This window comes from Pseudomonas sp. WS 5071, from assembly GCF_012985765.1.
Lineage (GTDB): Bacteria > Pseudomonadota > Gammaproteobacteria > Pseudomonadales > Pseudomonadaceae > Aquipseudomonas > Aquipseudomonas lundensis_A.
On sequence record NZ_JAAQWY010000028.1, the window covers coordinates 64,378 to 80,137 of the forward strand.

Below are 15,760 nucleotides of genomic sequence, written 5' to 3' on the forward strand. Positions count from 1 at the left end.
GCCAACGCATGTGCAAGGCCTGAGCATCCGTCAATCGGCAGGAAGGTCCTGCTCCAGTCCGTAGGTGTCGTTTTCGTCCTCAGTGATGGTGTACCAGGTGCAATACGTCTGACGGCTTAAATCCCCACGCGCATTCAGCGTATGAGTGGCGCGCCCTAACGCGTCATAAAACACTTGATCGCTGTAACCGCTCACGCGCAACGACGCATCGTTTATATAGCGATGGTGATTCGCGAAGTAAGGGCGATAGTTGCGAATGGCCAGCCCTTTGTTGTTGTACTCCACCCGGCTGCTGACTCGCCAGCGGGTTTCGCTGTACTCACTGACCGGCTTGCCGTCCGTGTCAACGTTTAGCGCGCCGTTGTCATTTACGCTATAGGCCATGCCCCCCGGCGCCAATTGCTTGGTTTGCAAGCTGCGTCCAAATCCATCGCTGCAGGTCAGGCTGATCCTAATGAGCGCCTCCTGAGGCTCCGTCGCGGACGGGTAACGATCGGCTTGCAACACCACGGCATGCACAGGTTCGCGTCGCGCGCGCTGAATCAGTTCACTTAACTGCCGCTGGCTCTCATCGCCCAGGTTCAGCGTGGCCTGACGTGCCCTGGCGCGAATATGCCCGCTGGGCAGGACATACCCCTGGGCCACCCATTCAGGACGCAGGGCCGGCACAGCGATCTGCCCCATCCAACTGAAGGGGGTATAGAAGCTGGCGCTGGCGGCTTTGTTAAGCGCTGCTTGAGGGGATTTGATCGCGCTGTCAGGGCTGTCATCCGCTGGTCGACGGTATTGCGACAACGGCGCAAACCCCACCGGCACGCCTTGCTCCTGACCAAAATAGCTACTGACCTGCAAGTGCCCGAAAGCGTCATAACGGGCGTGCTGCTCCGTGCCCTGGGGATCGGTGACGCGTACTGGCAGCTGCAACCGGTAGTCATACACCGCGCGGGTGGTGCAGCCATCGGCGGTTTGAACCTTGGCAATGTGGCAGTAATACGGATCGTGCTCCAACGTGGTGACGCCATGGCTTTCGGTAGGCCGCACACTGCGTGCCCGGTAAAAACCTTGAGCCGAGCGGTACTGCGTAAGGTTTTTTTTGATCGACCACAGGCTGATCGGGGCCGCATTGTCTGGCAAGAACGTTGAGGCTGGATGATAGTGAGCCGCCGTCAGGGCCTGCGTCAGATTAAATGGCTCGGCACCCGGCAAATCGGGCAGATTCTCATACGCCTTAAGGGCCTGTTCATCCAGCTCGGCAGTTTCGGTGTGGTCCGGTAATGCCAGAAAATCTGCCGTACCCAAGGGATAGGGCGAAGCTGTTTGCACGTCTTGGTAATACTGCGTCGACAACCCGCCCAGTGTCCGTTGTGCATCTGCGCCCAACGGACTTTGGGCGCTTTGATCGATAAACCGCTCGTAGCTGATCCGGTCAGGGGCCAATGTGTGGGCTGTGGTGCCTTTTGCCAACACCAGTGCATTGGCGCGCTGGCGATAGGGCAGGTGCAACCGCCAGCGTTGCGACTGATCAAGGTGTATGTACTGAGCCCGCGACTCTGTCAGGTAATACGTCTGCTGCGCCGGATCGTGGGTGTCCTGCCACCACTGGATGTGATGAGGCTCGCTGAACGGCGGACTGTCTTGAGGGTTTTTACGACGGGCGTAATGCACGGTGACGCTATGCGTCAACCCGCCAAACGTGTCCCAGCGCAAATTGAGGGTGTGCTGGCAGCCCGGGTCCTCGGGTTCGCGCTCATACCGGTAGCTGATGGACTCCAGCAACAAGGGCAACACCGATGACCGCCCATTGACCTGACGCACCAGAAACCGGTTCTGACTGACTGAATACGGCACGGCAGTAGGCGCCGGATCGCGGGCCGCGAAAATTTCCTGGCGCATCAGCGAACCACTGAGGGCGTAATTGATGTCCTGGCGGTGAGCGGGCGTCACCGCCTCAGCGATCAACGTATCGTCGGTGTCACCCGGCTGTAGGCGACTGATAAGCGTGTAGCCCAACGGCTGAGCGCGGGTATCGAGGTTGAAATAGTCGCGCCGCAGCATGTCGGTGGCCTTGCCCGTGTGAAACCAGCTTTTGCGCAGCAATGTTTGCGTGTGGCGGTTGTCCGGTGTGTCACTGCCCGACACCTCTGTATCCGTCTCCAGCAAAAAGCCAAACCCCTGAAACTTGCGCTCCACGCTGTTATAGAAGCCTTCTCGGTACTTCACCTGCTGGGTCAGGCGATTACCGCTGATGGCGTCCGTCTGCTGTTGCCGGGTCACCAAATGCAACGCAAACGGGACGCCGCAGATGGCAGGTCGACGCTCCAGGGCGCGCTGGTGCTTTTCATCCAGCCACTCTTGGGCACTGCTGCGGTAAGTGAGTGAGCCGCTGGCGCCCATGTTGTTGTCGGTACTGACCAACAAATACGGCTTGGCCTGAACAAAGTCATAGCGCCAATGAGGCGGCGTCGCGTGCGGCATCGTCACGATCAGGCTCGAACAGCCCAATCCCTGAAGGTCGGCGGTGCTGACCGTGCATGAACGGTCATAGCGAAGGTTTTGTGGCCACGGTAACTGAGTGGGCGAAGGCGCGAGGCCCGTGCCGAACAAGTTCATGAAAATCAATGCGTGCTCGGACTGAAGGTACAGCACATCGGTCGCGCCGGAGCCGTCCAGATCCGCAAGCAATACCCGTGAGGCGTCAAATTCGGCATAACTGAAGGGCAGGGTGGCAAACACAAACCCTTTGCCGAAACGGCCGTTGCCCAAATTCGGCCAGCACTTGATTTCATGGTGACGAATGCGGATCAAATGCTGCTGCCCGCTGCCCAGAATATCGCTGAAGGCCACCACCTCCGTACCGGGGGAGCGGCTCAGCACAGGCAACCCATCATCGTCGTCCGCGTCATGCGCCACATCCTGCCCCGGCTCAAAACCGTCCTCAGGCTGATTGATATACAACCGGACACTCCGAGGGCCGATCAAGGACAGGTCGGGCACGCCATTGCCCATCAAGTCTGCCAACTGCCCCTGGGGGTGAAAGAACTCTGTCGGCAGCGCCGCGAACGGCGCAAAACTCGACCAGCGCCGACGGGCGTTTAGCGTAAAAAATCCGCCCAGGGCGGGCTGCGCAATGATCCACTCCAATTGCCCATCGCCATTGAGGTCAGCCAGGGTTTGGCGCAGCGATTCGCGATCAGTGGCCACCGGCATCTCCGGTAACGTTTGCAGAGGCCCATAAGACACCGCATCGGTGGTGAGCCCGGCAGGGTCCCTGACAGGTTCGCGGTAGTGCCAAAGCCTGTCCTGGCTGTACAGAACGCCTGGCATGCCATCGCAATACAAATCCACCAATTGATAGTGCTGCCCGTCGCCCGGGCCCTGTAACGCGTCGAACGCCGCGTACTGGGCTGGCGTGTTTGAAAGCGTAAACGGGCTGTAGCTGAATTCGACAGGTGGCCAATGACTGGCCACCCCCGACGCATCAAAGGCCTGACTGTGAACAGCATTGAGAAAACTGCCTCGGTGTTCGCTGGTCCCGTATTCAAGCAATAAGCGACGCACCAACACGGGCTCGGCCCCCATGGCTGTTTCATCGGGGAAGTAATGAAACATCAGGATTTGCTGGCACAGCCGCCGGCTGCCCAGCTCAAAGCCATACGCGTAGTTAAAGTAAGGGTCGGGGCGCTCCTGCCAGACTGCGCGTTCCGCATAACTCGGGGTTTGAGTCAGGTCGGTGGTGCGCTCGCCATAATCAAACAGCAGCTCAAAGTGCCACTGAAGAGGTGCCAGGGACGGCGCAGTCCATAACGCCAGATGGGTACGGGGTTGGCGGTTGCCATAACACACACGTTGGAGATAACGCTGGGCACTGAAATCACGCACCGGGGCCGTGTCCGCAGTGGTCTGTTCTTGCTTGTATTGGTAGTAAATCTGCTCACCTGAAGGGGTCAGGCTTTCTTCCAGCAGCCACTGTGCGACGTGGTGTGGCGTGTGAGGATCAGCGCAGCGTGCGCCAGGGGTTTTACCGAATACATGTAGATTGCCATCAGCACTGTGTATCAGCCAGAACCCGGCGGGGTCAGCGCTGCACGTCCAGTGTTCAACCCGGTCGAAGGTTGATTCCACCCGTGGAAAATAGCGCGTCACGCGATACGCCGTGTCGAGTGGCAAACCGTTGAACTGTTGAATGGTGGTGGTCTGAATCCCCCCCTGCTGATTTTTTTCGGCGCGCAGCTCCATGCCCGAAGGCCCGAGAAACTCATCCGCGGCCGTATACCGTGGTACTCCGGTCTGGGTGTTACGCCGGATGCTGCCGGGGGAGGCGGCCCAACCGATGCCAAACGGGCCATTACCCAGCGCGCTGCTGTAATTCAAGCTCAATGAAGGGGTAAACCCGCGCCCCGGTGAAATGGGCAGGGGGACACTGAAAGACGACTCGCCTGTCATGCCGACAGCACCCCAGCCGGTGCCGATACTCTGAATGGCGCCGCCGCCCTTGGGCAACGACGGTGTAAACGCGTCCGCCACAGTGTGCTCGGGAGGGGTCGTCATGCCTGTGCTCCTGCGCTTTTGGCAACATAACGCACATGAATGATGATGTCCGTCAGTGAGTTCAACATCGCTTGCTGGGCACTCGGGTTAGGGAACGAAAGCCTCCACCCTGAGACGGCACCGGTGAATTCGAAGGGCAGGTATCGATCTCCGCCATCAAAGTTCAGGGTAAATAACCCGCTGTCGTTCAACCCCGTCGACAGGGCGATTTGTTCATTGATGCGATGGCTTGAGTATTCGAACTCGCCTTTATCCGGCGTATGAATCGTGTGATGGGTTTGCGTCAGCGTGGCGCGAATATCTTCATAAGGGCTCAGCGTTGCAGGCAGTGTCACGCTGATACTTTTGATGCGTCGCAGATAGTGTTCCGGGTAATCGGCATCGAACAACGCCTTAGTCAGTTCAAACTCAACAATCCCTGTTTTTTTCAGGGACGCACTGAGTTCGTCCCAGGCAGCATTGCGCGTGGCGTTAGGGTCTTTGGCTTTCAACTGCCTGAGGGAAATGGTTTTGGTGATTTCCATCGGCCTCGCATGGTTGTGAAAGTAGGCCGCTTGCATGTTGATGAGGCTGAGTTTGAGCCCTTCACCCGCACTTAGCCCGCTGCGATGACTGTTCCACTGCGCGGCATGCACAAACGTGCGATCCGACTCCGCCCGCTCGTAATGCCAACAGGCCTGAGCGTCCAGGCACAAGGAAAGGGCCATGTCGTAGGCTTGCAAATAGAACGACGAAAACTGCGTATTGAGCCATTGATAGAGTTGCGACGTGGTGAATCGTTTTTCCAGCAGATCAAACATCAACCTTGCCTGCCTGAGCGCCATTTCTGCCGACGCATATTGCAGTCGACTGCTGTTGGCCTGCTCACGCTGGACGCGCAGTTGAGCCTTCACTTGCGCCAGTTCGAGACGCGACTGAGCCAATGTGTGCTCCCACTCCTGAGTGCGGCGATTGAATGCCTCATTACGATCGAGGTGAGTGGCATTGGCACGCTTTTCATTGGCGAGCAATTGCACGCCTGCCTGTGCCGCGTAGAACGCCCCCTCAAGCCGCCAACCGCCTGTTGAGGTGCCAAAAATGTTGGGGGCCAGCATGGCCAGGCCGGCAGCACCTTGCAGGCCATATGCCACACTTTCCAGCGCGGCACTGGCCTGCAGTTCCTGGGTAGCCTGCTGTTCGTTGGGGCTGACGCCGTCTTTAATCAGACGTTCCAGGTGCGCTATTCGTCCTTCTACAATTTCTTGACCCGCCTGCAAGGCCGCTTCATTTTTTTCATCAATGATCAGACTCTGCGCTTGCTGCTCCAGCGACAAGCCTGCCATCTGCCACACCTGCTGCTGTTGCAACTCAACCTGTTCGGCTTGTGCCTTGCGTTCAATAATCGACAGCAAGGTGCTGCCTAGCTGCACAACGTTGTCTACGGCTGCCATCGCCAAGGCATGCATCACCTGAAACTTGTAATGCCCGGCATGCGCCGGTTGTCGACGGGCGGAAACGGCGTCTCCCGGTATGCGCTGGCTGGCATACAGGCTCAAGAGGTGTTGAGGCGAAGCAGGGGTGGCGTACAGAGCGATACCCGTAGTGGCTTGCCGGTGATGTCCAAGTGCTGACGCAGATTGTGCAAACGCGCTTCTACTTTGTCCCAGCGCGCCAGTAACGTGCTGTTCAGCGGCACACACAGATACTGCGAGTCGTTAGCCCGGTGGGAACGTTGTGCGGCGCGCAGGTGGTTCGAGACCAGCGGCAACCCCGAGTCCGGTCGCAAGGCCTTGCGTTCATTGACGCGCAGGTGATCATCGGTTTGCGTGGTGAAGGTATCAAGACCAATGGACGTCCATGGATCCATAAGGCGCAGGGTCGGTTTAGCCCCGAGCAGGGATTTGGCACGTACATACCACAGTTTGGCTTCGTTCAAACTCTCGGGTGTTGCCTGGCGATACGCCGCGTCGCCCCGATTAACCAGGATATCGACATACAACGCATACAATGCACGCCGAAAATGAATGGGGGCACTGAGTGCGATTTGATTGGGGTCTTGAGGGTTATCAAGGACATAACTCATTTCCGTATGGCCCGCGGTTAATACGGATAAACCCCAATAGTCGGACGCGGAGGACGCACCTTTGGATTTGCGGCTTGGATCAAATAGATAATTAAGCCATGCCTCGGCCTCGCCATAACGTTGTTCAAGGTTCAAGCGATGGGCAATAAGCCAGGGAAGGTAGAGAAATAACTCCCAATGGTACTTGCCGACGGCGCCATGAAAGTCGAGCGGTTGATGGCCGGTTGCACCTGTCAGCGGCGGCTCGCGGTGCGTATGTGATAAAGCGAAGAGGGTATCCATGCCGGCAGAGGCTGCCGGTATGAGCTTGTCACCCAGCGTCGTATTAAGGCGGATAGGCGCGCGCGGTAGTGTGACGGCCCCATTGGAGAGAGCAATCGTAGAACCGCTAAAGTTGATGAATTCAGCGATGCCCCGTGTGTACGATTCCTGGCGATCGATGAAGGGGGCCATCGGAATGTCGGCCACATTGTTCTCGTTTAAGATGATTTCATACGCTTTGAGCGCATAGCCCAAAATCGTGAAGCGCATGTCATCTATGTTCTGCTCCCTGATCAGCACCCCATGAATAATGGGGATTTTTTTTGCATGGCTGATGTAGTCGTTGAGGCGCTCAGCCGTTAAGCCAAGTGACGCGCTGAAGGTCTGGCCTGCAATGAGTTCCGGTGTGCCACCTTCAAGATTACGCCGCAATACTTGGCTATCGCCCACCAAGTGAGTGTTTGAAATATGAATATTAACCGGGTACTGAACGACCTGATCTTTATCGTGAGCGTCCAGGGTCATAATGACTTGCTTATACACCCGCTCCAGACGCGACAACTTAACCTTCTCCAGCAACAGTTCGCGGCTGTCGATTGCTGTGTCAGTACTTCGCGATACGGCGTTGACCGCTAACTTCGCAGAATAGGTGGTGTCCGGGGTTTGAAATAAATAATCGAACACCTCGGTAGACAGACTAAAACCCTTGAGGTTATACATTTCTGAAAACAACGTCTGGCCAAAGGGTTTGACGATTAAGCCCTCGCTGTCGAGCGGCTTGTTAGCGTGCTTAATAAAATCACGAAACACCGTGCCCGTCTTATTGCACGTTAATTCGAGACTTAAAACATCGTGGAGCAGGCGCGACGGTTGTGGGTGGTGCAAGTTCAGGTAGGAATCACTGTCCAAGGCGATGGTTGCGCCTCCCGCCCGCGTTGTCCACAGGACGGTGAATTTTAAGAAGAACCAGTATTCGCTTTGCTGGACGACCAATTCAACACTTTTGAATGATGGGAAGTGCCTGTCGACGGCCGATGTGATTTCCAGGCTGGAGGTGGTTTTATTAAACGTGGCTTTCACCGGTGCCTGAGCATCAGCAATATTCTTTTGAGTCCCTTGAAAATCCCATCTGTCAGTGCCGGGGTGGTGCGCTGTCGGATTATCGATTTTTATATCGACCGTATTAATACTGGGTGCTTTGAATCCGAAGCGGCGCTGATTATGTTTTGCAAAAATATCCAGGTAGCGCGAGGCTTGTTGCGCAATGTTATTGGGGAATATGACCAACTCACTTGTTAAGGAATACGTTGATTGCAGGTGGTGAACATTGAGTTGATTATCGAGACGTACGGCATGGGAGAAGCTGAACTTACTGCGCGTCAACGTTGAGGTGGCGTCTGAACGACCGGGAGCAGTAGCCGTCAGCCCAAAATACAGCGAGGCAGGAGACGTATGCGGATCCACCACCGCAACCGTGGTAACGGTGGCATTCAACGCATCCCCTGATAATTCATTAAGCCCTTTATGGATCGCATACTCGTCGATGCACACGTGCGGACAGCTCCAGCTGCCATCAATTTTCAAGTACGCATAATGCAGGCGCATGCGCACGTAACGCTTCATGAAGTGCTGTAAATGCTCAGGGTTAAAAATGTCCAGGTTCGCAGGTGAGGTCGAAGGCCCGTCGTGCCCCACTAGAGGCTGCGTGCACTGTGCCCAGACAACAAATAGACGATCATTGAAGTAAACGGGGCGAATACTTTGCACCGGAATATCAAAAGAAGCGGGAATAGGGATTTTTCTCCAGTCCGTCCACGCTGTAGGCACTGAATAACTGGCAGGAAGCGTCGGGTGAGCGTCCGTGAGCGGCAACGCACTTTGCTTGGCCATATCCAGCGTCCGCCAATAAAAGGTATTTTCTCCATTGGACTTGCCGACCAGGTAATAATGGCTGTCCGCCATGGCCTTGGACGATCCATCAATATAACCATTGATGACCTGCAACTGAGCGACCTCTTCTACGCGACCTAAATAGCGGTTGACCGCAGAGCGAATATGATCAGGTTGCAAGTTAGGCTGATTAATATCATTTTCAAGTTGCTGAAAACTTTCTGTTTTGTCCAGCCGGAGCACAGGATTGAGAAAGTTAGAAGGGAAGTAGCGCAATTGTTGATGCGCGTGCCAAACCGAGTAACTGTGCAAGTTAGTTTCCCAACGCATGCGCTGGGACGGTGTCATGGCGAGCAGGTCGTAACCCGGTTCGAAGCCTGACGCAATGCTGTTGATGTATTGCTGCAGGCTGCCAATAGCACTCGCCACCCGACTGGTGATCACTGACTGACTGACTTGCACATCCAGTAACCAATAGCCGTATAAATCATCCAGTGATGCACGCGGTGCATTCTGAGCAGCGGGGTCATGGCTGTGCAGCGGATTAAACACATGCAGATAAAACGCCAACATGGCGTCGCGTAATTGTTCGTTGAGCTGCTGACTGATGAGGGGAGTCATGATAATTCCTTGTGCGACACGCTAATGGATACAGACAACTCAGGCATGAACCGCCATGACGGCTTCACCCACCTGCGTCCATTGAGGGCCCGGGATATGAGAGTTGAGATTGGTAACAGTCAATAAAACAGACGCAGACAAGCCGGTACGCTGGCAGGCGCGGTGACAGCGGGCAACCCAATCCAGTTGGGTAATGGATTGAACGCGGGTATACGCAGTATTTTTCAGCAAAGCCGTTATTTCGCTCGCGCTCCAGCCCAATAAGCCGCTGAGGTGCACAATCAACTCGGCTTCATTGTCCGCACTCTTGTCATTCACCCGCTTTAAATAATTTAACAGGTCGGATTCATTTAAGCGGTAATGAACCAGCAGGGACTGAAACTGCTGCAATAAGTACAGGGTATTCAAGGACAGCTTCAGAAAATTTTCAGCGCCATTACTGGAGTCGAGCCAGTGCGGATGCAGCACAAAGGTTTGCAACGCGTCCGAACGCACGCTCAAGGCTAATAAACTGCTCGCGTTCGGCGCCACTAACACATTGTGTTTAAGGGCTTTTTTGCTGTCTTTTTGCCCCAGCGCAACCGCCATGCTCTGAATGGCGTTTTTAATCCTTTTATCAATGATCAACGAAGACTCTATCGTGGTTGAATGCTCACTGAACGTGCTGACCAGCTGTTTATTCCAGGGCAATAACTGCGTGTAAGCGGAGGTTAAATAAGGCGAAAGGATTGAAGTGATTCGCTCGACTACCTTGTCTTGGTCTTTATCCTGATTCAGGGGAGTGAGATAACTCTTGACTGACTTTTTAAGCATTTTATGCAGCCGTTCAAGATCTGCAGTTTCAGGCAGCACTGGGTAGGTCTTCAGAATTGTTTTAATCAGCACATGACTTTTAGTGAATCTCAGTTTTTTTAACTCTTCTTCCTCTCCCTGAGACAGCGTAGGGAATGATTCGTCGGGCAACGCGTATGTTTCCAGCGCACTCAAGTGTTCTATAAATGGTTGTAGGTAGGCATGGGCGCCATTTTCTGCCTCTACGGCGTCCAGTAACAGTTGACGACGCACTGTCTGAAGCGATGTGCCGGCGTCACTGAACCACTGGACGGCCCAATCCATTTGCATGAGCACATCCAGGAAATCAGCGGGCGCATTACTTCCACTTGCCCGCAATGAGGGAGAAACCAGTTGCTTGATATAATCAGTGCCGCCCAATAACTCGGCCAGCTGATACATGTCCAGCACAGAAAGTCCGAACAATCGCGCCAGACGGGCCTGTCGATAGAAACTACTGAACGTCGCGAGGTCTTTTTTCGGCGTCAAATACTGTTGTATACGCTGGGACATGGCGCCGAATGAAGTGGGGGTATTGAGAACACCTAAACTGGCGCAGACCTTATGTACAGCGATTAAATCCGAGTCGTCACGCGCATCAAGTTTGAAGAGGCTGCCGTCCAATGTCAGCGCATCATTGAACAGACGGTCACTGTTATAGACCCGGTCATACAAGGCAGGTGCCTGCCCGACACGATGCACCGACAGGTGATGCACCATGGCTGAAAACTCCTCAACGGACACGGTGTAACGCTGGCTCAAATATCGGTAAACGCCCAAGGCCCGAAGCGTATTGTCGTTTATGGTAAAGGTGTTTACTTCAGCACCGGCACTTGCTACACAGTGCACGAAGGTTTTGACTTCCGTGTAAGGGATGTTCGTCCAGCGTTGCAAACGAATAATGCGCTGCAATCGATCAAGCTGTTCAACATTAACAAAATCAATAACCGGTGCGGTGTCCTTGTCTTTGATATCTATCCCCACCCTGGCGGGCACTGCTGTCAAAGGCGTTACTACATGCGGCGAGAGCAGGGGGGTAAAGTTACCCAAACAGAACAGCGCCTGCATGTGTTCGTCGTCAAGTTCTGTTTGCGCCATAAAATGGGGAAGCGATTTTAATAATTCAAACTCACTTCCCAAACACGTTCTTGCCAATCTGTTTCTTCCCTGGGGCGTATCGTCATTGGCCATCTCTGCCGTGATCAACGATTGCTGCTGCGGACTAAGCGCTGCCAGTAATCGTTGGGCTTCATAGCTTTCCTGCTGAACTTTTCCATACACGGTGCTTGGTTGTTGACTGAGGGGAAGGGTCAGACTAATTGCATAGCTCAACTCACCCAACATGGGTTTATCCCCCCCCAACCCCAACAAGCATTGTTGATGGGAAAGAGAGAAGGGTAATTGCAGCGGGTAATACTGCTCCGCCAGCGCCTCTTCAACGACGTCACTTCTGTACACATCTTTATTGTCAATAAGGTGTTTGCGGATATCGCCATGCAGCAATTCGTTCACAAGGTTCAGCAACGGAACTTGCTCATTCACCGCCTGTGCATCAACCGTCATGCTCATCAATGAGGGGCGGCGTTGGGCCAAGCGTGTCTTCGGCAATTGACCCTTGCCGGTATTCTCCAGCTCCCGGGCAAACATATAGAGTGCGCGAAGGTAGGCCGCTGGCGAATCGATTGCAGCTAACGATTCAGGTGTGCAGACATTATTCCAATCTTGAGGGAACAATGACGTATAGGTAGCGCCATGTTGTGACGCCGTTGCAGCAGCACCTTGGGCTCGTTCTTCGTCTGAGAGTAAATCGCGTTGCTCACGATGGAGAAACTCCAGTTGCACAACATGGCTGAGCGCCTGGTCGTATATCTGACCCGATTCTTTCTCGCCAATATCATTCAAGACTTCGGCGAACTCCATCTTGGAAAGTCGGACAACGTCGAAAATTGAAAGCAGGTTGGCGCCTGCCATTTTGGCCTTAAAGCGTTCCTTGCTGCTGGCTGAGAGACCTGGAATTCCCGCGAGTGAAAGCAGTAAATCCGTAGGCTGATTATGGGGAGTAGCGTCGGTCGTATCTGACATATCAATAAATTCCAGGAGGCTCTGCGGGGGATCCACAGCGCGACCTGAAGCTAACATCGACGTTTAAAGCGCTCGGTCAGGCAGCACCGTTCTGATTCCTCAGACTGATCGTTAATTAAGTAAGGGATTCAATGAAGCTGTCAGCACCGTGTAAGGCGCAGCAGAAGGATCGTGGAGTGCTAATCACCGGACCCGGGCAAGAAACCTGCACAGCGGAAAGACTTCCTGATACGTGATTTAACAAGTGGGCGATGTCATATGTTCACCGTGCCATTAAGTCCTTTAAAAGCAATAACCTGAACAAAAAAAGCGAAATGCGTGTTTGCCAGAATACGTTCACGATCGACCTTTCAGTCGATTCTGCTCCATCCTGGTTGCCTACGACTGATGATCGTCTTCAAAAGAAAGTGAGATTCTGGCAAGGTGAGATCGTGTTGAACCGGTTCAATTCTTTTTTATTAGCTTTTCCACCACTCTGTTGCGTCTATGAAAAAGGAAAGGCGCCACGCCTTGCGAGCATCCATCACAATCTTGGAGCCGGACAATCCACTCATGAGTCTGGCTATCGGCGCCATGAAGCGCTATCACGAAGCTCAGGCAGCGAAGCTCGCCGATTCAGAGATCAAACGGCTACGGTTAGACGCTAAAAGTCTGTTCCAAGCCGTTTCTGACTTTCAGCAGCGAGTTAGGGGGGGCTGTGAAGAAAGCTCCACTGACGTTGTTTCCTACGCGTCGCCGGAAACTGATGGACTTCATGAAATTGGGGCGGTTCCCCTGCGCTTCTGTCGAAGCGCCAGCCATTGCAACATAAGTGGCTGGCGCTAAAGGGCTGAAACTTGACAAGTTATCTCCTTAGATCCTCCAGCCGAGATCATATAAGTCTCGTTTGATCGCGCCGAGCCATTCGTTTTTATAATTCGAGCGGTTGAAGCTCAGCGCAATGTCAGGCGTAAGCAACCATGCAGTTTTCGAGAAAACTGAACTATTGATCTCATTAAGCTTTTCAGGGCTGTAGATTATCAAGGCGTCAACAAATCTAGTCAGTTCTGCTTCGGATATAGCTAAACGGTCTTCTGTTACAAAGGTTTGCATTGAGCGCTGAGCCTTTTCATAAAGCGAATGAGCTTTAGCTAGCTTACTTATTGTGACTTTTGGTAGAGGCGTGCTTAAGCCCAGTTCGCGATGTTTAATATATGCCTCTAGGTCTAAGCTGTACTGGATCGCCTCGGCATCTTCGTAAGGATGGAGATGTTCCTTTTCATAAAAATTTGCCGTGCTTTCTAGGGAGCTATTGCAGGGGTGGCAGCTAGGAACCAGGTTGTAGAGTGACAATGCGAGATAAGGGTACTTGTGTTTTGGATAAAAATGATCAAGAGTAGGACGCAGGGCCTTGTTTTTTTTGTCCCGATAAATTGTTACGGCCAGACTTTGCTGGCAGTAAGGGCACATAGTGTATTTAGATGTCATGCATAGTTTATATGCATTCCAAGATGCTGTGCTTTTTTGTGCAAAGCGATCATAATCGAACAGTTTTTTACATGCTTCGTGGAATTCGTCACGAATGGCCTTAGAGAACGCGACCTTGGCACTCTCGATGTTCTGAACTACTTTTCTTAGAGTATCTGGGCGTGAAGTTGCTAGCAGTTCTCCATATCCAAACAAAAGAAAACTCATTAATGGGTTTTGATTTGGAAATCCTCTGGATAGTACGTCACAAAAGAAAGACTTATGCATTTCTTTAGTGGCGTCCGACCATATATCAGATATGTTTATTTGCATTTTATATTGATACCCCTGACAGCCCGATCTCTTGTAGTTTCTTATGGAGTTGCCGACGAATAATAGGATCCCCAATCATCTCTATTCGCTCGCTGGAGACTGAGCGTCCTGCAAGGATTTCCTCTACTACTCCTTTAATTATGCGAGCTGAAAACACTCCCATTGTCCCTGCCTGTCCGACATGCCGGACTACCGCATCCAAAGGTGCGCCAAAAGACTCAGCAGGTTTCGATGGGGTCGCATTTTCTAGCAAATCCTCTATCCAGTTCTTACCGTCTAAGAGATAGATGCAGTCGCGTGGAAAATCAGACATGAGAACTGGTGAGTGGGTGGCCACTAAAACCTGCACAATCTTAAATTTCTTTTTCAGACGTGCGACTGTCTTATCTAGATAATCTATATATCGTTGCTGCCACGCCAGATGGAGGAATGCATCGCCCTCATCGATTATCAGTACTAGATTTGTAAACTGTTGGTTTGCTAAGAGCTGCCCGCAGGCCATATCAATGCTGGCAAACTGATGTATCAACGTTGCAGCGCCCGAGCTTAATTGGGTGAGACTTACTTGGCCAACTTTTCCTAGCTCTAACGAATTCAATTGATCACTTTGCTTGCTATCAAGCTGGTAAGTATTTTTGGATAGCTGTGGATCGTTAACTATATGGGCTACTATTCTGAGCTTAGCTAGAGTGCTATCAAAATTTTTCTTTGGCACTGTCGCTTTCTTTACTGGTGGAGTCCTAAGGGAAAATCCTAAAGCTCCCAGAAGCTGGCTTTTAGCAGTATCTGAAACCGCGCGCAGCGAGCTTGCATAAGCGAATGCCCGAATTGCTAGTATAAATTCAGGGCCAATCTTTTCACGGAGTTGTTTTGCAAACTCACCAGCCAAAACTTCCCTTTTCTTTCTGTTCTTCTCGATATGCCCCCAATCCAGAGTGCCATCGGATAATCTCTTATCTTGCCGCAACTCCTTTGCAGCCGCTCGAAATGGCTCAATCCACTGATCCAATATTCCTGTACGAACTGCTAAAACTTGTGTCAGTACTTTATTAAAGTCATACTCATCGATCTCCGGAAGCGATAATATTTTTGGAGCTTCCAGCTCAAACTCTGTTTTCAATCGACTTATGATTTCCTCGTGCTCTGAAGGCATTGGTCGCGATGTAGAGCTCAGACTGGTCTGGATGAAGCGAAAGCGATCACCATTCCGGGGAGGGACTATGTGGTACGGCACGGGCGTGTAATAGACTGCGCAGGTCGAATCTGGATCCACCTCATTATCCCAAGAAGCGCCTGAAGTAGATCTACCGGCTGCGCCTTTCCTCGCTAATATTGATGCCAGCCCCATCATTACCCTAGTCTTTCCGCTCCCATTCGGGCCAACGAGTAGCGTCATTGAGTCAGCGGCGAATAAGCTGCTGCTCTCCGGGCCAAGGTTCGGAGATGGTAGGAGCGGAACAGTAATGCCTTTAACTTTAAATGATGTAAGCACGTTCTCTCCTAGAGTGTGCAGTTGTAAATACAAGAAAATAACAATTCTTTGGGGATCATACCGTTAGGGATGCTCCGATCAACTTGTCGTGCAGCCGCGGCAAGTTGCAATTTTCCAGGCACCTACAGCGTCATTGGACGAAAAGTGACCGAAAAATCATGTACGGAGAGCTTTTTCGACCGGTTCTCCGTGTT

Annotated in this window: 6 protein-coding genes; all 6 read right to left on the bottom strand. The window is 52.8% G+C overall.

The genetic code is table 11. The features are described 5' to 3' along the window. Positions 1-30: 30 nt before the first annotated feature. The 6 genes from HBN61_RS17170 to HBN61_RS17195 all read right to left on the bottom strand — a co-directional run bounded on the left by HBN61_RS17170 (position 31) and on the right by HBN61_RS17195 (position 15,194). Positions 31-4,548 carry a SpvB/TcaC N-terminal domain-containing protein gene (locus HBN61_RS17170; RefSeq protein WP_170047326.1) on the bottom strand — a complete coding sequence of 1,506 codons (4,518 nt, stop codon included), beginning with the start codon at positions 4,546-4,548 and terminating at the stop codon, positions 31-33. Beyond that, on the bottom strand, positions 4,545-6,083 hold the full coding sequence (locus HBN61_RS17175; protein ID WP_170047328.1) for a Tc toxin subunit A-related protein: 1,539 nt from the start codon (positions 6,081-6,083) through the stop codon (positions 4,545-4,547). The genes HBN61_RS17170 and HBN61_RS17175 overlap by 4 nt, the downstream gene beginning before the upstream one ends. After that, complete coding sequence (locus HBN61_RS17180; RefSeq protein WP_170047330.1) at positions 6,080-9,382, bottom strand: neuraminidase-like domain-containing protein; 3,303 nt, start codon at positions 9,380-9,382, stop codon at positions 6,080-6,082. Before HBN61_RS17180 ends, HBN61_RS17175 begins: the two co-directional genes overlap by 4 nt. A gap of 39 nt (positions 9,383-9,421) precedes the next feature. Then, positions 9,422-12,295, bottom strand: coding sequence for a Tc toxin subunit A (locus HBN61_RS17185; protein ID WP_170047331.1), 2,874 nt, complete (start codon positions 12,293-12,295; stop codon positions 9,422-9,424). Positions 12,296-13,147: 852 nt separating this feature from the next. Next, positions 13,148-14,029: an HNH endonuclease gene (locus HBN61_RS17190; protein ID WP_170047333.1), complete on the bottom strand. Its 882-nt coding sequence runs from the start codon at positions 14,027-14,029 to the stop codon at positions 13,148-13,150. Positions 14,030-14,075: 46 nt separating this feature from the next. Beyond that, positions 14,076-15,194 carry an ATP-binding cassette domain-containing protein gene (locus HBN61_RS17195; RefSeq protein ID WP_346266463.1) on the bottom strand — a complete coding sequence of 373 codons (1,119 nt, stop codon included), beginning with the start codon at positions 15,192-15,194 and terminating at the stop codon, positions 14,076-14,078. Positions 15,195-15,760: the final 566 nt, after the last annotated feature.